This is a genomic window from Synechococcus sp. W55.1 (assembly GCF_047461655.1).
GTDB lineage: Bacteria > Cyanobacteriota > Cyanobacteriia > Thermostichales > Thermostichaceae > Thermostichus.
Genome location: NZ_JANSHN010000015.1, coordinates 15,823 through 33,949, shown reverse-complemented (window position 1 = coordinate 33,949; position 18,127 = coordinate 15,823). Strand labels below are relative to the sequence as shown.

General features: G+C 59.1%; 17 protein-coding genes and 1 riboswitch. Of the genes, 8 read left to right on the top strand and 9 right to left on the bottom strand.

The genetic code is table 11. The features are described from left to right. Window positions 1-147 precede the first annotated feature (147 nt). The 6 genes from trpC to NW816_RS08930 all read left to right on the top strand — a co-directional run bounded on the left by trpC (window position 148) and on the right by NW816_RS08930 (window position 6,368). Window positions 148-1,068, top strand: a complete 921-nt coding sequence (trpC, locus tag NW816_RS08955) for an indole-3-glycerol phosphate synthase TrpC (RefSeq protein WP_414408918.1) — start codon at window positions 148-150, stop codon at window positions 1,066-1,068. 65 nt (window positions 1,069-1,133) lie between these two features. Beyond that, the gene (locus NW816_RS08950; RefSeq protein ID WP_414357589.1) at window positions 1,134-1,373 is read left to right on the top strand and encodes a DUF5340 domain-containing protein; all 240 of its coding nucleotides are present in this window, start codon (window positions 1,134-1,136) and stop codon (window positions 1,371-1,373) included. Window positions 1,374-1,437: 64 nt separating this feature from the next. Continuing rightward, window positions 1,438-1,632 (top strand): heavy-metal-associated domain-containing protein, encoded by a 195-nt coding sequence (locus NW816_RS08945; RefSeq protein WP_414357588.1) that lies wholly within the window; start codon window positions 1,438-1,440, stop codon window positions 1,630-1,632. Between the two features lie 112 nt (window positions 1,633-1,744). Further along, window positions 1,745-4,060 (top strand): heavy metal translocating P-type ATPase, encoded by a 2,316-nt coding sequence (locus NW816_RS08940; RefSeq protein WP_414408917.1) that lies wholly within the window; start codon window positions 1,745-1,747, stop codon window positions 4,058-4,060. Window positions 4,061-4,158: 98 nt separating this feature from the next. Next, window positions 4,159-4,295, top strand: a riboswitch (cobalamin riboswitch). Window positions 4,296-4,327: 32 nt separating this feature from the next. Further along, window positions 4,328-5,368 carry a sirohydrochlorin chelatase gene (locus NW816_RS08935; RefSeq protein ID WP_414408940.1) on the top strand — a complete coding sequence of 347 codons (1,041 nt, stop codon included), beginning with the start codon at window positions 4,328-4,330 and terminating at the stop codon, window positions 5,366-5,368. Between the two features lie 97 nt (window positions 5,369-5,465). Then, window positions 5,466-6,368, top strand: a complete 903-nt coding sequence (locus NW816_RS08930; RefSeq protein WP_414408916.1) for a hypothetical protein — start codon at window positions 5,466-5,468, stop codon at window positions 6,366-6,368. Here the strand turns inward: NW816_RS08930 and NW816_RS08925 are convergent. From NW816_RS08925 to obgE, 4 genes are read right to left on the bottom strand one after another with little or no spacing between them, the layout of a single operon-like run. Beyond that, window positions 6,365-6,976 (bottom strand): PAP/fibrillin family protein, encoded by a 612-nt coding sequence (locus tag NW816_RS08925; protein ID WP_414408915.1) that lies wholly within the window; start codon window positions 6,974-6,976, stop codon window positions 6,365-6,367. The two genes, NW816_RS08930 and NW816_RS08925, sit on opposite strands and share 4 nt — an antisense overlap. A gap of 54 nt (window positions 6,977-7,030) precedes the next feature. Then, window positions 7,031-7,744 (bottom strand): L-threonylcarbamoyladenylate synthase, encoded by a 714-nt coding sequence (locus NW816_RS08920; RefSeq protein WP_414331536.1) that lies wholly within the window; start codon window positions 7,742-7,744, stop codon window positions 7,031-7,033. An 18-nt stretch (window positions 7,745-7,762) separates the two neighbouring features. Then, entirely contained in the window at window positions 7,763-8,137 is a 375-nt protein-coding gene (locus tag NW816_RS08915; RefSeq protein ID WP_238376778.1) for a hypothetical protein, read from the bottom strand. A 60-nt stretch (window positions 8,138-8,197) separates the two neighbouring features. Next, window positions 8,198-9,241 (bottom strand): GTPase ObgE, encoded by a 1,044-nt coding sequence (obgE, locus tag NW816_RS08910; RefSeq protein WP_414408939.1) that lies wholly within the window; start codon window positions 9,239-9,241, stop codon window positions 8,198-8,200. Between the two features lie 214 nt (window positions 9,242-9,455). Here obgE and NW816_RS08905 point away from each other — a divergent pair, with 214 nt between their 5' ends. Next, a complete protein-coding gene (locus tag NW816_RS08905) occupies window positions 9,456-10,424 on the top strand; it encodes a 30S ribosomal protein S1 (RefSeq protein ID WP_414329312.1) in 969 nt (322 codons plus the stop codon). Between the two features lie 330 nt (window positions 10,425-10,754). Here the strand turns inward: NW816_RS08905 and NW816_RS08900 are convergent, their stop codons facing one another. The 3 genes from NW816_RS08900 to NW816_RS08890 all read right to left on the bottom strand — a co-directional run bounded on the left by NW816_RS08900 (window position 10,755) and on the right by NW816_RS08890 (window position 13,644). Continuing rightward, window positions 10,755-11,633, bottom strand: coding sequence for a hypothetical protein (locus tag NW816_RS08900; protein ID WP_414408914.1), 879 nt, complete (start codon window positions 11,631-11,633; stop codon window positions 10,755-10,757). A gap of 44 nt (window positions 11,634-11,677) precedes the next feature. Beyond that, a complete protein-coding gene (locus NW816_RS08895) occupies window positions 11,678-12,646 on the bottom strand; it encodes a CobW family GTP-binding protein (protein WP_414408913.1) in 969 nt (322 codons plus the stop codon). Window positions 12,647-13,218: 572 nt separating this feature from the next. Beyond that, window positions 13,219-13,644: a VOC family protein gene (locus NW816_RS08890; protein WP_414408912.1), complete on the bottom strand. Its 426-nt coding sequence runs from the start codon at window positions 13,642-13,644 to the stop codon at window positions 13,219-13,221. Between the two features lie 196 nt (window positions 13,645-13,840). Between NW816_RS08890 and topA the strand changes: the two genes are divergently transcribed. Continuing rightward, complete coding sequence (topA, locus tag NW816_RS08885) at window positions 13,841-16,624, top strand: type I DNA topoisomerase (RefSeq protein WP_414408911.1); 2,784 nt, start codon at window positions 13,841-13,843, stop codon at window positions 16,622-16,624. A gap of 49 nt (window positions 16,625-16,673) precedes the next feature. Here the strand turns inward: topA and NW816_RS08880 are convergent, their stop codons facing one another. Beyond that, a complete protein-coding gene (locus tag NW816_RS08880) occupies window positions 16,674-16,886 on the bottom strand; it encodes a hypothetical protein (RefSeq protein WP_414399313.1) in 213 nt (70 codons plus the stop codon). A 29-nt stretch (window positions 16,887-16,915) separates the two neighbouring features. Beyond that, window positions 16,916-18,076, bottom strand: a complete 1,161-nt coding sequence (locus NW816_RS08875) for a SpoIID/LytB domain-containing protein (RefSeq protein WP_414408910.1) — start codon at window positions 18,074-18,076, stop codon at window positions 16,916-16,918. Between the last annotated feature and the right edge of the window lie 51 nt (window positions 18,077-18,127).

Below are 18,127 nucleotides of genomic sequence, written 5' to 3'. Positions count from 1 at the left end.
TATACCTTACCGCTCTAGACTCAACCATAGGCTAAAAAAAGCACCTTCGCCAGATGAGTTTTGGGGATGTCCGGGGTAGCTATTCAAACCGGTGGCGGAGCACTAAGGTAGTCTAGGGTGTGGTGTAGGGTTCTGCTCAGGGTTTGTATGGAGCTGCAAGGTGAGCCGCTTTCTATTCGTCGGCGTTCTCCTGCCCCGCCGGTGGTCGTAGCCTCTCAGGTGTACCAGACAACAGCGCCGGAAGCCAAGCCGCGCCACATTTTGGAAGAGATCGTCTGGCACAAAGAACAGGAGGTGGAGCGCCAACGGGAGCAGCTTCCCCTGAAGCAATTGCAACGGCAACTGGATCAAGCCCCGCCGGTGCGGGATTTTGTGGCGGCTCTTACCCAGTCTCCTCACCCTGTTTCCTTGATTGCCGAGGTCAAAAAAGCCTCCCCCAGCCGCGGCGTTCTCCGGGATCCCTTTGACCCGGTGGCCATTGCCCAGAGCTATGAGGCCGGTGGGGCCAGTTGTCTCTCGGTGCTGACGGATGAGCGGTTCTTTCAGGGCAGTGGCGAGTATCTGCGGCAGATCCGTCAAGCGGCAGGGATCCCCATCCTGTGCAAGGAGTTCATTCTCTACCCCTACCAAATCCTCTGGGCCCGCGCCTTGGGGGCGGATGCGGTGCTCTTGATTGCCGCCATTCTCTCCGATGCGGATTTGGGCTACTTTCTCAAGCTGATTCGGCAATTGGGCATGGCGGCTCTGCTGGAGGTGCACACCTCCCAAGAGTTGCAGCGGGTGCTGCGTTTGCCCCAACTGCAAGAGTCCAGGGGGCAGGTGCTCATTGGCATCAACAATCGCGATCTGAGAACCTTTACGGTGGACTTGAACACAACGCGCGACCTGTTGGCCGCCCACTCGGATCTCCTCGGCGAGCTGCCCATTGTCAGCGAGTCCGGCATCCATACCCCTGCCGATTTGCAGCAGTTGCGGGCCTGGGGGGTGCGCTCTGTGCTCGTGGGGGAAGCTCTGGTGAGACAGCCGGATCCCGGCCAAGCTGTGCGCCACCTGTTGTCATCTCAGTGAATGAGAACCCTCCATCATATGGATCTCTGTTAAGAACAATGGATCTCTAAGGATTGCTCAGACCGATGAAACGTATTCCTGTGCCGGCTCACATCCACTACGAATTTCTGCTGCGGGTATTGGAGCGGCAAACCTTTCCGGCAGTGGAAGAACAGGATTTCGGCAACCGAGCCCGCACACAAGAGCTGATCAACTCTCTGCGCAAAGCCCTCACCCAACAGGTGCAACTGGAAGAAGACTGGCGACAGCGGGGCTATCAGGTGGACTACCGCTGGAATATGGACGAGCCTCAGACTCCCCCTTGACCTTCCAGTCCACTGTAAGGTTTAGCATCCTTTCAGTGGCATTGGGTTGGGGAGGTTTCCCAAGATGCAGGTTGTTTTGACAGTGCCCAAGCTGGCCTGTGCGGCTTGCGTGGACACCATTGCGCAAGCGGTGCGGCAACTGGATCCCCAGGCGCAGGTGGAAGGGGATCCCAAAACCAAACAGGTGCGGATTACTTCTGGGCGGTCTGTGAGCGATTTGCGGCAGGCCCTCACCCAGGTGGGATATCCCCCGGCCTAGTCAATTTTGGGCCGGGAACGGTCGGGCGTCTGTTTTGAATTTCTGTACAGATGGCTGCCTTCGCCCTGCCCAGGGTGGAGAGTAGCTGTCGTTTCATCAACAAGGTGTTGCCATGTCTGCCCATAAAGGGTCATCGGGTGCACTATCGGCCTCTGCGCCTTCTCCTGAGGGCACTTGGCAGTTGGCCCTGCAAGGGATGAGCTGTGCCTCCTGCGCCCGCAGCATCGAACAGGCCCTCACTCAGGTGCAGGGAGTATCCTCCGGATCCGTGAATTTTGCCAGTGAGCAGGCCACCGTCAAAGGGGATCCCCGGCTGGTGGATCCGCAGGCGTTGATTCGGGCGGTGGAGCGGGTGGGGTATCGGGCGCGCCTCATCCAAGAGGATTGGCAACTGGACGATCCGACAGACCCAGAGCGGATCGCCCAACGGGCCGCAGAACGGGAATTGAAGCTGAAGGTGGCGATGGGGGTGGGCATCAGCACGGTGCTGGTGATCGGATCCCTGCCGATGATGCTGGGAATGGAAATCCCGGGCTTTCCCATGTGGCTGCACAATCCTTGGTTGCAGTTGCTGCTGACGGCTCCGGTGCAGTTTTGGGTGGGCAGGCATTTTTACCGGGGAGCCTGGGCTGCTTGGCAACGGCGTTCAGCGGATATGAACACGCTGGTGGCCTTGGGGACGAGCGCGGCTTTTTTCTATTCTGTTTTCCCAACGGTTTTCCCCGACTATTTTCACCGGCAAGGACTGCACCCGGATGTCTATTATGAGGTGTCGGCGGTGGTCACCACCCTGATTCTGGTGGGCAAGTGGATGGAGCAACGGGCTAAGGGGCAAACCTCCGAAGCCATTCGCAAGCTGATCGGGCTGCAACCGAAAACGGCAAGGGTAATTCGCCATGGGGTGGAGCAGGATATTCCGATTCGGGAAGTGCAGGTGGGGGATCGGATCCGAGTGCGCCCCGGAGAGAAGGTGCCGGTGGATGGGGTCATTCTAGAGGGATCCTCCACCCTCGACGAGTCCATGGTGACCGGCGAGAGCCTGCCTGTACTCAAGTCGGCGGGGGATGAGGTGATTGGGGCAACGCTGAATCAGACGGGCAGCTTTGTGATGGAGGCGCGGCGGGTGGGCAAAGACACGGTTCTGGCCCAGATCGTGCGCTTGGTGCAGGAAGCCCAGGGATCCAAAGCCCCAATTCAACAGGTGGCGGATCGGGTCACCTCCTGGTTTGTGCCGGCGGTGATTGGGGTGGCAGTTCTAACTTTTGTGCTCTGGTGGGTGCTGGCCGATAACCCGACACTGGCCTTGGTGAACACGATTGGGGTGCTGATCATCGCCTGCCCTTGCGCGCTGGGGTTGGCGACCCCCACCTCGATCCTGGTGGCCGTGGGACGAGGGGCGGAATTGGGGATCCTGGTGAAAAGTGCCGACAGCCTGGAATTGGCCCACCACTTGCGCACGGTGGTCTTGGACAAAACTGGCACCCTGACCGAAGGTCGCCCTACCGTCACCGATATTTGGGCTAATGGCTCCTCTCCCCTGACGGTGTTGCGCCTGGCAGCGGCAGTAGAGCGGCACTCGGAACACCCTTTGGCCCAGGCGGTGGTGCAGAAAGCCGAAGCCGAAAAAATTGTGATCCCTCCTGCCTGGCACTTTCAGGCAAGGGTAGGCAGTGGGGCAGAAGCTTGGGTGGAAGATCAGTGGATTCGCATCGGTCGGCTGAGCTGGCTACAGGAGATGGGGATCCCTTGGGATCCCTCTTGGTCAGAGCGGGTTCAGACCTGGGAAAGCCAGGGCAAAACGGTGATCGGCGTAGCGCAATCCCAGAGTCTGGTGGGGCTGTTGGCCATTGCCGATCCGCTCAAACCCACCTCTCCTGAGGCAGTGCAACACCTGCAACAGATGGGCCTAGAGGTGATCCTGCTGACCGGGGATAACCCCACCACGGCCCAAGCGATTGCCCGGCAGGCAGGCATTCAGCGGGTAATTGCCCAAGTCCGCCCCGATCAGAAGGCCGCTTACATTCGCAGCTTCAGACAACCTCGACACCGGGTGGCGATGGTGGGAGATGGCATTAACGATGCTCCGGCTCTGGCAGAAGCGGATGTGGGGATCGCCATCGGTACGGGTACGGATGTGGCGATGGCCGCCAGCGATATAACCCTCATGTCGGGAGATCTGCGGGGAGTCGCCACTGCCATTCAACTCAGCCGGGCCACCCTCAACAACATCCGCCAAAACCTCTTCTTCGCCTTTATCTACAATACGCTGGGGATCCCGATTGCCGCTGGGGCGCTCTATCCCTTTACAGGCTGGTTGCTCAACCCTATGCTGGCGGGGGCAGCCATGGCCCTGAGTTCCGTTTCGGTGGTCGCCAATGCCCTGCGCCTGCGACACTTTCGAGCCCACAGACCGGCAGGCCGGCGTTAGGCCCTCACCCCCAACCCTTCCTTTGAGGATGAGCCTGCTGGACCGCTCATGTCTCGGGGCTATCTTCTGGCAGACAAGAACATCCCCCCCGGGAGCTTGGTGAATGGCAAGAGGCAAGCTAACCTAAAAAGCTCAGGCAGATTGGGGAAAGCGCGGTGCAAATCCGCCACTGTGACGCAACTGTGATGGGATCCCTCCCTCAGCCAGAACACCCACCTGCCGTTGTCCTGTACCCCTTGCGATTCACAAGGAACGGAGTTTTTTGTGTTGAATACCCTCAGTGTTTCCCCTCCCCTTTCGGTTGGGCAGCTTGCTTCTCCTTCATTGCCCCTATTGCTTATCGGCCACGGATCCCGCGACCCTGAAGGGCGGCAAGCCTTTCTGGAGTTGGCCCAAGTCTACCAATCCCTCACTCCCCATCGACCGGTGATCCCTTGTTTTCTGGAGCTGACGGAGCCGAGTATCGCCCAAGGGATCCAGCAGTGTATTGCCCAAGGGTGGCAAGAGATTGTGGTCCTGCCGCTGCTGTTGTTTGGGGCCCGCCACAACAAGTTCGATGTGACGATGGAATTGGATCGCCTGCAGGCCCTCTATCCCCAGTTGCGCATTCATTACGGTGGGCCGTTGGGGATCCGCATCGAGATCCTGCAACTGCTGCGAGACCGATTGGCTGCTCTGATAGCTGCCCAACCGCGGCGGATCCCAGAAGCAGAAACCGTGCTCCTGTTTGTGGGTCGCGGCTCCAGCGATCCCGAGGCCAATGCCGAAGCCTGTAAACTGGCCCGGTTGCTTTGGGAAGGATCTGGGTTTGCCGCTGTGGAAACTTGCTTTATCGGCATTACCCATCCCCGCCTGCCCGTGGGATTGGAGCGGGCCTTGTCCTGGCATCCGCGCCGGGTGATCGTGCTGCCCTACTTCCTGTTTACCGGAGTGCTGGTGAAAAAAATTGAGGCGGCAGTGGAACAACAACGACAACGACAGTCGGAAATCGACTGGCTGATGCTGCCGGAATTGGGCCTTGTGGATACGGTGCTGCACAGCCTGCAGCAACTGGAGCAGGAAGCCCTGCAGGGCCAAACCCCGATGAACTGCCACCTGTGCAAGTTTCGCCTGGCCGTGAGCGCAGAGGTTGGAGCTGGATCCAGCCATCACCACCCTCACGAGCCTCATGACCACCATCACGGGCACGGATCCCATCACCACCCTCATTCTCACCATCACCCTCAGCACGGCCACACCCACGCAGCGGCTGGGGATCCCTGGGCCCAATTAGAGGGCTACCACCAACGGGCATGGCAGGTGCCCTAAGAGGGAAACAGAGGCTGCTGGCGGGATAAACTGAGTGCAGACAGGCCATTTTTGAACCTGGTTTTCCCGCTCTAGCGATTGTGATAACGAAAAGCCAATGACGATGTTTTCCCGCTCCTCTTGGGTCTCGGGTGCCACTGCCGCGGGGAGCGGGATTTTCGTCTTCGCTCTGGTGGTGGGGCTGTTGGATCAGATCCTGCCCACCCTGCCCAAGGTTTCCCTCTCCCTGGCCGGGATCCCTGGGATCCTGGCTGCCGCTGGGGCCTCCTATGGGGCCTGGCGGGTGGTTCAGATGGGTCTGCAATCGGCTTCCTGGAGCGACTTTCGAGAATCGCTGGTGGCGACCCTATCTCCCTTTGATCCTGCCGACCACGGCGGCGAGCCACGACAACCTAAGGGGGATCCTCGCCCTTGGCAGGTGGCTCAGGAGATCCGGCAAACCCAGCTCCGCCATCAAAAGATCCTTGACCGCATCAAGCAGCGGGTGAAAGCCGAAATCCAGACCTGTGAACGCGCCCAAGCCCAACTGCGCAGCGAGCAGCAACGGTCTCGAGTCCTGCAGGCCCAAGCCCAACAGTTACAACAGCATCTGCAAAACCTACAAACATCTTCCCCTTCTCCAAGCTCCGAGTCGACCAAACCCACGCCAGAGCAAGCGCTGCGCCAAAAGCTCCGCCAACTTCAATCCCAGGTCACCACCCTGAAAATAGAATTGGAACGCCAAAGGACCCAACTGCAACACGCAGAAGCAGAGCGGGCTCAACTCCAGCAGCAGCAGCAAAAACTCAAGCGCATCCTGCAGCGCAAAAAATTGGAAAATCGAGAGTTGCGCTCCCAACAGGCAGAATGGGCCCGGCAACTGGAGCAAACTCAACAGGAGCTGCAAACTTTGCGAGAGTCCTACCGCGCCTTGCAAGTTCTACAGGAAATAAGCTCCACCCTAACCCAAAACCCATCTCACGAAAGGGCGGAAACGGAGTCCTCTGGATCCTCCGACTAGCCGACCCGCTTTAGAACAAATACACTCCCCTCGCTGCCCCGACCCAGCCGCAAGTCTTCATCCAAATAGGTGATATCCAGCCAACCCGTTGGCTCGCGGCGGCGGATATCGATTTGAATAGCCGGGATCCGCTCCGGAGCCCGCTCGAGCAAATCGAGAAAACTCTCGATCTCGTAGCTCATCAAAGCTTGGGATCCGAGCACCAATCGCTCGAAAATCACCCTCACCCGGCGCTCAGATTCGGGGTAAAAGCGCGCTGATACAGCCAAGACTCCCCGTGGCATCCAAGCCTCCAGCCAACCGGATCCCTGGATCTCCGCCACGTTGAAGACCCGTCCAGCCTTGGCCCGAATACACTGGTAGATCTCGCCGGTGGTCAAAAAAGGCAACTGTGCCAGCCGCAGCAGAGCTGTGCTCGTGGTAAATAGGGTGAGCCAGTTCCCCTCCAACCCTTCAGGAGCCGATGTTGGCTTGGGGGTGGGGTTGAGCGCTTCTAGGGCGGCAATCTGAGACAGGATCTGGGCTTGCTGCTCAGGGGAGACTTTCCGGCCCCGGTCGGTTGCCTCCAGCAGGTGCAGCAGAGCCGATTTTTGCTGAGCCAGGGCCATGAGCACACTCCAAGGCATCAACCCCATTTTAGAGAACGCCAGATCCGGCTGCCCTCAACCGTCTTCTTCTACGGGTTTCAGATTTAGATCTGCCACCTGCTCATACCCTAGCCCGGCCCGCACCACCAGCGGCTCGGATCCGGTCAAATCGATTACCGTAGAGACCTTGGCCCGACGGGGGGCATCGTCATCCAGCACCAGATCCACCTGTTTTTCCAACTGCCGCATCTCTTCAGCCGCAAAGATCCCACCCTCATCCCAGGGGTCGCTCTCCCACTCCCAGGCTTGCCCAGAACTTAAGTCCAGGGATCCGACGGGATCCCCCCCCAGCTTGGCAGAGGTGGAGACAATTGGATTGCCCAACTCTTCCAGCAAAGCCTGACAAATGGCAGAATCGGGCACGCGGATGCCGGTGGTTTTCCGTTTGGGCTCCATCACCAACTTGGGCACCAGCTTGGTGGCCGGCAACAGAAACGTAAACGGGCCCGGGATCAGCCGCCGCATCAGCCGATAGGCCGAATCGGTTACCTGGGCATAGTGGGCAATGCGTGAGAGAGAAGGGCACAAAAAGGTAAGAGGCTTGTCGTTGGAGAGCTGCTTGATACGGCGTACCCGCTCCACTGCTTGTTTGTGGGTCACATCGCAGCCAATGGCATAGACTGTATCGGTGGGGTAAAGCATCACCGCCCCCTCCCGCAAAGCCGCCGCAATCCGCCGGATGGAACGGGCCTGGGGCTGTTGCGGATGCAGCTTAAAGTACTCGGCCATCGGGCAGATGGGAAGAGGTCAAGACTGGGAGCAGCTACCCCCCAGGGGGTTTTCCACAAGAGGGCGGGGGGTCGGTGGCACCGACGCGGGCGGGGATCCCTGAGATTCGGGCCAGTCCTTCAGTTGTTGCATCAGGGCTTGGATGTGCAGACGGGGCAGATAGGGCCAGTCGCCCGCTTCTTCCAAATCTTGAAGCACCCGATACAGAGCTTGACGGGTATTGGGCAAAGACTCCCGAAAGGCACCTTCCAGGATCGCGCGGTGCAACTCCTCCAGCAGCCGCAGGAGCATCAGCAGCTCCACACACGCTCCCGCCCTCGCCTGAGCCGCCTGTTCAACGGCCAACATAATCTGACGCAAATCCGGTGGCAGATCCTCCGCCGAGATATACATGGCCACTCGTCTCTGGGTTCTGAGAAGGCAGGGGCTTTCCCATTCTAAGATTCTTCTGCCCTAGGACTGGATGGATTTTGCCCCCACAAGATCCAACTCCGCAGACTGTTGGGATCCCCGACCCAGGCACTGCCACACCCGCTGCAAGAGGGCATCCAGCCCCTGCTTGGCAATTGCAGAAATGGCCACTACGGAAGTGCCGGCAGCGGCAGACAGCCTCTGGGTGCGCTCGGCAACCTGCTGGGGATCCAGAACATCGATCTTGTTTAAAACCAGAATTTGCGGTTTGTCGATCAGCCCGTGGCCATAGGCGTGTAGCTCCTGCTGAATGATCTGGTAATCCCTGACGGGATCTGCCGCCGTGCCATCCACCAAATGAATCAGTACCCTGGTGCGCTCCACATGGCGCAAAAACTCGTGGCCCAGCCCCACCCCCAAGTGCGCCCCCTCGATCAGCCCCGGGATATCGGCAAACACCACCCCATCTCCCGATGGATGGGGCACCACTCCCAAATTGGGCTGCAGCGTGGTGAAGGGGTAGTCGGCAATCTTGGGCCGGGCAGAGGAGACCACCGAAATCAGAGTGGACTTGCCCGCATTGGGCAGGCCGACAATGCCCACCTCGGCGATCAACTTCAGCTCCAGGCGCAGGCGCACCCGTTCTCCTGCTTCGCCCTTGGTAAATTGGCGGGGGGCACGATTGTGGTTGCTCAAAAAATGGGCATTGCCCAAGCCGCCTTTGCCCCCACGGGCTACCAGCAATTGATCCCCTTTGCCCACCAGATCGCCCAACAATTCCCCAGTCTCCGCATTGAACACCACAGTACCGCAGGGCACCCGCACCAGCCGATCCGCACCACTGGCCCCGCTGCGATGGTTGGGCCCCCCTTTGGCCCCGTGTTCCGCTTTGATCACCGGTTGAAAGCGAAAATCCAACAGAGTTTGCAGGCCAGGATCTGCCACCAGGATCACTGAGCCGCCCCGCCCTCCATTGCCGCCGGATGGCCCCCCAGCCGGCACATACTTTTCACGGCGGAAGGCAACGATGCCATCTCCGCCATTCCCCCCTTGCACTTCAATTTCGGCTTGGTCGATAAAGTGCAATCGTTCTTCTCCCAAATCTTCTATCTTCCAGCTTGGCAAGATCCCCGGAAAACTTGCCACAAAAGACGCTCCTCTAAGCTACGATGGTATTTCCCAGCCACATCCCCCACAGGTGGGAAAGTGGGAGAGTGAATGCACTCTCATCTGGGATTCTGCTAAACTCAACTGGCCTTCTACCCTTTATCCCGCGCAACTGATCAGTTACTGCACCCCTATGAGTCGATTCACCGCTGCCGATGTAGGTTTTACCACTGAGGACTTTGCCGCCCTCCTGGATAAGTACGACTATCACTTCAGCCCTGGCGAAATTGTGGCGGGTACAGTCTTCTCGGTGGAGCCACGCGGTGCCTTGATCGATATCGGGGCCAAAACGGCTGCCTTTCTGCCACTCCAGGAGATGTCGATTAGCCGCCTGGAAGACCCGCACGAGATGCTGCAGCCCGGAGAAACCCGCGAGTTTTTTATCCTCACCGAAGAAAACGAAGAGGGACAACTCACTCTTTCCATCCGTCGCATCGAGTACATGCGGGCCTGGGAACGGGTACGGCAGCTCCAGAAAGAAGATGCCACCGTTCGCTCAACCATTTTTGCCACCAACCGAGGTGGAGCCCTGGTGCGGATTGAGGGGCTGCGGGGCTTTATCCCCGGATCCCACATCAGCAGCCGCAAGCCAAAAGAAGAGCTGGTGGGCGAAGAGCTGCCCCTGAAGTTTCTGGAGGTGGACGAAGACCGCAACCGCCTGGTGTTGAGCCATCGCCGCGCCTTGGTGGAGCGGAAGATGAACAAGCTGGAAGTGGGCGAGGTGGTGGTCGGCACGGTGCGGGGCATCAAGCCCTATGGTGCCTTTATCGATATTGGCGGCGTCTCCGGCCTGCTGCACATTTCCGAGATCTCCCACGATCATGTCGATACGCCCCACAGCGTCTTCAACGTCAACGACGAAGTGAAGGTGATGATCATCGATCTGGATGCGGAGCGGGGACGGATCTCGCTGTCCACCAAGCAACTGGAGCCCAATCCCGGCGACATGATTCGGGATCCCAAGCTGGTTTACGAGAAGGCCGAGGAGATGGCAGCCAAGTACCGCGAGCAACTGTTGGCCGCTAAGCAAGGACAAGCGGCAGAGGCCCCACCGGAAGTGGTGGAAGAGGAGCTGGAATACGCGGCGGCGGCTGTGGAATGATCACAAACTTTGCGTATTTCTGCCTGCTACAAGGCTTAGCTAGGCCGCCGAGAAGCCCCGCCCTCTCTCGCTTTAGCGGCGCGGAGCGCTTTGCATCAGCATGAGTGCGGGAGTATGTCACGGCATGAGCCTTTGGTTCCATCAGTGTGAGTGGGGAGCTGAGGAGCGATCCATAAGCCCGTGGGGGCGGGGGCAGTCCAAATGTCCGAAGAGACGGGTACTGCTGCTGTGGCGAGGTAGGCTAAAACAGGAAGTGCGGCTGGCGTTCACGTAGTGTTGCCAACCTGCGCCAGTAACAGGAGTCCCCCACTTCTGAGCTTGAGGATCCTGTCAAAGACTGTAGATTTGCCCATCTACGAGCAGATGGGTGATGCCTTTCTTTTGCAGTTGGGTGCGCACAATCTCCAGGATGTAGCCGGGAAACTGGATCACCCGGTAGGGCGGGTAGGTGTTGCTGCCCCGACGGCTCATTTCGGAAAAGCGACGGGCCACCTTGTGGTTGTCGAAAATGGGCAGCGTATTGGCGTTGTCGATCCCTTCGATGGGCAGGGATCCGGAGCCAAAGAATTCCTTAAGGGGGCGGGTGGTCAGTTCTTGGTAGCGGTCAACAACGACGTAGCAGGTTTCCGGCAGGGTGAGCTCTTCCAGGGGCAACACCTGAATTCGATAGCCGGGATCGGTGAGGGGATCCTCTTCTGGCCCATCTTCATCTTCTAAGGGATAGTCAGGGTCGTCCTCATCTTCGTCCTCGTCTTCAAGGTCACGGTCTTCTTCGGTCTCTTCCTCCACATCCTCCAGATCTTCCCGAAGCCCAGCCGCCAACGGCAGTTCTTCTGGGGGCAGTTCTGGCAGAGACTCCGTCCCAGCAGTGTTATCCTCGCCTTCCTCGTTTGCGTTCGGCTCTGCGGGGGGCTCCGGCAAGGGAGATGGAGAAGGCAACTCCGGTTCCAGCGGCAAGATCTGCTGCTCCAAGGCTGGGATCCTGCCAACAGCAACTTTTTCCCCCATGTCTTTGCGGCGGGCAGCCGAGCGTTTGAGATGGATCAACCGCTGATACTCATCGGCAGCGATATTTTCCTTCAACACGCGGGTGATGGTGGTGATGCTCACCTGAAATTGCTCCGCCAATTCGACGGCGGTCGCTGCCGAGCCGCGGTAGGCGCTAACAATTTGCTGTTGTTCTTGCTCTGAAAGTTTGCTGCGAGCCATCCCAGATCACCCAATCCAAAAACCGAAAAAACTGAAGAGGATCCTTAGCCAGCGGCGGTTGCCTCGCACACCCGGCTGAGGCCGGCAGCCAGCTGTTCCGGCTCCAGCCCTTTGCCAATCAACACAATTTTGGACAAGCGGGGCTCATCGGGATCCCAGTCCCGTTCCAGAAAAAGGGTTTGCCGCTGGCCCACCTGATGAAAGATAACCCGCTGCGGCTCATCCACAACCGACAGCACCCCCTTGGCGCGAAAAACGGTCTCGGACAAGTCTTGTAGCCAATCGCGAAAGGCCCCCAAATCCAGCGGCTGCTGCAGTTGAAAGCTCACCGATTGGATCCCGTCCTCCTCCAGGTGATGGCTGGGGTGGGCCTCAGTCCCCGAATCGGGGAGCCTGGGATCCCACAATTCCGGACGAAAGGCATGCACATCCAAGATGCGGGCCAAGGGCACCTGGGCATGGGTGGTGAGCAGGCAAGGGGCATCGGGGTTGTAGCGGCGCAGATCCAGAAGGATCCGCTCTCGTTCGGCTTCGCCGATTAAGTCCACCTTGTTGAGCAACACAATGTCGGCACTGCTGATCTGGTGGGCAGCAGTTTGCGAGCGCCGGAAATTCTGCCAGTATTCGGCCCCATCCACCAACGTCACCACGCCATCCAGGCGCAACTCCTCATGAAAAGTCCTCTGCACAAATAGCTCCGTCACCTGCCTGGGATCCGCTACCCCACTGGTTTCCACCACCAGGTAATCCAACGCCTGGGCACGCTGCAGCAGCTCTCGGGCTGCCTGTTCAAAATCTTCTCGCACCGTGCAACAAAGGCAACCATTGCTGAGCTGCATCAGCCCCTCTTCGGGCAGATTGATCAGCTCTCCATCGATGGAAATTTCGCCAAACTCGTTGAGGATCACTCCAATGCGCAACCCATGCTCCTCCTCCAAGATGCGCTTGAGTAGGGTAGTCTTACCACTGCCCAAAAAGCCCGTCAAGAGGGTAACCGGAAGCTGAGTTTTCATTGCCAATTCGGTCTACAACCAACAAATCCTCTCTAGTTCCCCACAGGCTTTACCAAGAAAACTGGGTTTAAAGCCCCGCCCTTCCAGGGCAGCTTTGTACTACTTTATACGTTTGTTATAGTTATATGTGTTTGTTAGCAGGGGCAGGGTAGTCAACTGCTCTCGCCTACGGCGGCGCGGAGCGCTATAAAAACCCTACAGTCTCGCGACTGGATCCAACCTAAACTAAATAGGTTTTAGTGCTATCGCAGAACCAGGAACCAGAATCCCTTTCCTTCGGGCAGGGGGGATATCAACAGCTTAGCCTTAGACTTACAGTCATTTCGATTCAAACTAGGACACTTTGCCCACACCTAAACCGTTGGTCGCGTCGTCGCGTCAGCGTTGCGAAGCAATATAGGGGGCCAGAAGGCTTTTCTCAGTAGCTCAGGTTCCCCATCTTAACCTGAAACAACCATAATTTTGGATTCCACCCAATGGCAAGTCCAACAGAAGGATCGGCAGCTCAGCAAACGTCGGCGCCACTTCTCTGGGTGAAAGCCTCAACCACTCCCCTTGCCGAATGCAGACTGCTAACCCCGTTCGGATTTTGGGGATCCCTGTAGGCGGAGCAACTCGATGGGTAGGCCATCGGGATCGGCAATGAAGGCCACCTCGTAGATTTGATTGCCGATTTGCTGCTGCTGGGGCGGGAGCAGCAGGGTGAACGGCACTTGCGCCTGCAGATGCTCCAAATAAGCGGCCAAGGATTCCCATGCAGGCTCGATCTCCAAAGCGGGATGGTAGTAGCCCACATAGTGGGGATCCCCAAAGGGATCCGGGGCAGGCCGGGGCTCCGGCACCTGCATCAGCTCTAAGCGCCCCCAGGGACCACGCATCCAGCAGGCCAACGTGATCCCAGCAGTAAAACGTTCTTCTACCGCAAAGCCCAACCCCTCGTAAAAGGCGATGGAGCGGAAGATATCGGCGGTGCGAATGGAAAAATGGTGCAGTTTCATCGTCCTGTAAAGCAGCCAGATGGGGGCAGACCGCTCAGATCAATCGCCGCTGACGGCTGGTCAAGCGCAGACAGACTTGCTACGCTCCAGAAAAGTAGGCTGTCTATCTCAGAGCACCTCTTGCGGTGTACGCTGGCCTGCCGGATCCCCGAAGCGGGAAGCGCGACAACCCAAGCCGATTACTGCCAACATCATCATGTCTAAGCTGGTTATTGTCGAATCTCCCACCAAAGCCCGTACCATCCGTGGATTCTTGCCCGCAGGGTACGAAGTTCAGGCCTCGATGGGACATGTGCGGGATCTCCCCGATTCGGCATCTGAAATTCCAGAAGAATTGAAAGGAGAAGAGTGGAGCCGCCTGGGGGTCAATGTCCACGCCGACTTTGAGCCCCTCTACGTCATCCCCAAAGACAAAAGAAAGGTGGTCAAGGAGCTGAAAGAGGCCCTCAAGAAAGCCGACGAGCTGATCCTGGCCACCGACGAGGATCGCGAAGGGGAAAGCATTAGCTGGCACTTGCAACAGGTGCTGCAACCCAAAGTGCCCACCCGCCGCATGGTGTTCCACGAGATCACCCGCGAGGCCATTCAGGAGGCGCTGCAAAACTGCCGTGAGGTGGACGAGCAACTGGTGCGCGCCCAAGAGACCCGCCGCATCTTGGATCGCTTGGTGGGCTATACCCTGTCGCCGCTGCTGTGGAAAAAAATTGCCCCCAAACTCTCGGCAGGACGGGTGCAATCGGTGGCGGTCAAGCTCTTGGTGGATCGGGAGCGGGAGCGGCGGGCCTTCAAAAAAGCCTCCTACTGGGCTCTGAAGGCAGAGCTGCAGCCGAGCACTGCCTCCCAGGAGCGGCAGGCTGTCTTTTCGGCAGAGCTGGTGAGCCTAGCCGGCAAGCGATTGGCCAGCGGGCAAGACTTCGACCCCAGCACTGGGCGGCTTGTCGCCGGGCGGGATGTAGTGCTGCTGGATCAAGCCCAGGCCGAAGCCCTGCGGGAACGTCTTCTGGGCAAAGCCTGGATTGTCAGCTCTGTGGAAGAACGCCCCTCCACCCGCAAACCTGCCCCTCCCTTCACCACTTCCACCCTGCAGCAGGAGGCCAACCGCAAGCTGCACTGGTCTGCTCAGCAGACGATGCGCATTGCCCAAAAGCTCTACGAAGAGGGCTACATCACCTATATGCGTACCGATTCGGTACACCTGTCGGAGCAGGCCATCCGCGCTGCCCGCGCTTGTGTGGAGTCGATGTACGGCAAGGAGTATCTCAGCCCCGAACCCCGTCAGTACACCACCAAAACCAAAGGGGCGCAAGAAGCCCACGAGGCCATTCGTCCTGCCGGATCGGAGTTTCGTCTGCCCAGCCAAACTCCTCTGTCCGGCCAAGAGCTGGCCCTCTACGACCTGATCTGGAAGCGCACCGTCGCCAGCCAAATGGCCGAGGCGCGGCAAACCCACACCACGGTACTCATCGCTGTGGAGGATGCGGTGTTCCGGGCCAGCGGCAAACGCATCGATTTTCCCGGCTTTTTCCGCGCCTATGTGGAGGGATCCGACGACCCCGATGCTGCCCTAGAGGATCGGGAGGTGCATCTGCCCCTGTTGCGGCAGGGGGATCCCCTCCGCTGCCGGAAGCTGGAACCCGTTGCCCACGAAACCCAGCCCCCGGCCCGATATACGGAAGCGTCCTTGGTCAAGGTGTTGGAAAGTGAGGGTATTGGCCGCCCCAGCACCTACGCCACCATCTTGAATACGATCATGAGCCGTGGCTACGTCAGGTCGATGGGGAATGCCCTCGTGCCCACCTACACAGCTTTTGCAGTCACCGAGCTGCTGGAAAAATACTTTCCCAACCTGGTGAATACCCGCTTCACCGCCGAGATGGAGCAAACGCTGGACGACATCGCTTCTGGACAGGCGGAGTGGTTGCCCTATTTGCGCCATTTCTTCTTGGGCGAGCAGGGTCTTGAGGGACAGGTAAAGGCCCGCGAGTTGGAAATTGACTCCAGCCTGGCCCGCTCCATCCATCTGGAGAACCTGCCCGTCAAGATCGGCATTGGCCCCTATGGCCCCTATGTGGCGGTCGAAACCGAGTCCGGAGAGGTGCGCGCCAACCTGCCGGAGGATATTCCCCCCGCCGATCTGAGCGCAGAACACATCGCGGAGCTGATCCAGCGGAAGCAGGAAGGCCCCAAGCCCATTGCCTTTCACCCGGAAACCCAAGAGCCCATCTACGTGATCCCGCAGGGCCCCTATGGCCCCTATGTGCAGTTGGGGGAAGTTTCTGAGGACAACAAAAAACCCAAGCGCACCTCTCTGCCCAAAGGGCTGAAACCGGATCAGGTTACGCCAGAGATCGCCTTGGGGTTGCTGAGCTTGCCCCGCACCTTGGGGGAACACCCGGAATCGGGGAAAAAAGTGCAGGCCGGTATTGGCCGCTTCGGCCCCTACGTGGTCTGCGATGGCGATTTTCGCTCTCTGCCCGCCGAGGAGGATGTGCTGACCATCAGCCTGGAGCGGGCGCTGGAGTTGTTGGCCCAGCCCAAGAAAGGCCGTGGGCGCGGCTCTGCCAAGCCCTTGCGGGAGCTGGGATCCCATCCTGAGGATGGTGAGCCGGTCAATCTGCACGACGGCCCCTACGGGCTGTATGTCAAACATGGCAAGGTCAATGCCTCTTTGCCCAAAGGGATCCCTGCCGAAGCGGTTACCCTGGAAATGGCCCTGCAGGTGCTGGCTGAAAAAGAAGTCTCTTCTGCAGAGGTCAAGGGGAAAAGCCGCTCGACCGCTTCTGCAGGTAAAGCCCAAGCCAAAGCTGCCTCCAGCAGCCCTACAGCCCAGCCGGCTGGAGATGCTGTGCCGCAGAAGCGGCGTAAAGCACAAACAACTTCCACCGGCGGCGGGATGGCCAAAGAGCCGCAAGCGAATGGGTCAGCCCAGGTTGGATCCCGTCCCACCATTGTGAAGATCACCCCCAAAGCCCCCGCCTGAGGTCAGCTTCTTGGGGTGCGATGGCCCAAGGTCGCCTGCTCAAGGTGGCTCAGGGATCGGCTATGTAGCAGCTTTGCTGACGAAACAACTGCTCCAAGGGCCACAAGCAGCGGCCACAGCGGCTTCCCGATTGGCAATGCACCCGCATCGCTTCTGCAAACGGCAAGGGATCCTGCTGCTGGCGCTTGAGAATCTGGGCATGTTCCAGCTCGCTGCAGTAGCAGTAGGCAGGATGGCGACGATGGGAATGCGCAAGAGACACAGGAGTATTGAAGTCGGGATCAACAACCTTCAGCTCAACGTTATCACCTGGGTGCCGGGGAAGTAGTGATTGAGAATTTGCGGCGCCGTGTAGCCCTTCTCGGCCAAGCCACGGGATCCCCACTGACACAGTCCCACCCCATGGCCGGCCCCACGATAGGTGAAAAGGTACACTTCCTGCTGGCCGGGCTTTGGCTGGAGACGTTCCCATGTGAAGCGGTTGCTGGGGAGGATCCCCCAACCCAGGGTTTGGCCAAGGCGCAGCACAAACTCTTGGCCAGTCAACAGTTGGGATCCAACGCGAATGCGCACAGGGCGACCCCAGGGATCCGACTGCACAATCTCCAGATCGCCGTTGCCCAAGGCTTGCTCCAACTCCCTTCGGCTGAGTCGGACGCTGTGAGGGCCATAGAAAGGAGAGGCACGACACCCGTCACAGATCACCCCTTGTAGGTAGGGGCGGGCGGGTGGGGCAAAAATATCCTGGTTGGCACTGGTGTGACCGCCGCAGGTGGAGTGAAACAGAACCTCTATCGGCTGGCCGGCATGGGTTAGGATCTGCCCTCGGGTTGCCCGCACCGCAGCAGTGGTCGCCGCCGTCTCATAGGCCAGGCCACCATAGAACTGGTGGGCGGTGGAGTCTTGCAATGGCCTTATCGGGGCAGAGGGCCATTCTCTTCTGGGGCCGGGGCACAGATGGGGAACGGCCAAGGTACGGGCCAAGATGGCTTGCGCCTGCAAGGCGGCAGCTGGCCAGTCGGCGGGCATTTCGCTGGGCACCAAAGCCAGCAGATAGTCTTCCAACTTCACCCAATTCACCAGATGCAGGCGACCTAAACCCTTGGGACGAATCTGTACCCAGCCCCGATAGCGACGCTCCTCCCCTGCGAGGGAGCGCAGAGCTCCCCCCTGTAGCCAAAGGGATCCCTGGTAGCGACGAGGCTGTCCCGGCCCGGTCAGAAGGAGCTCTTGGCGGCGAACCTGTAACTTCCAGGTGCCTGTTGGAAAAGGCTGCTGATTTAAAACAAAAGGGCCCATCAGCTCCAACTCGACCAAGGGATCCGCACTCCAGCGGCTGAACAGCTCCACGGCCAGCCAATCTCCGCGCCCGGACGTTTGGGCCTGCCGAGAGCCTCCCCAAACAGCCCACAGGGATCCCAGCACCATCGCCCCCAACTGTCGTCGCCGCATAGGCCCCATCCGGGCATCCTCTATCGATAGACCATTCCCCCAGAAATACTG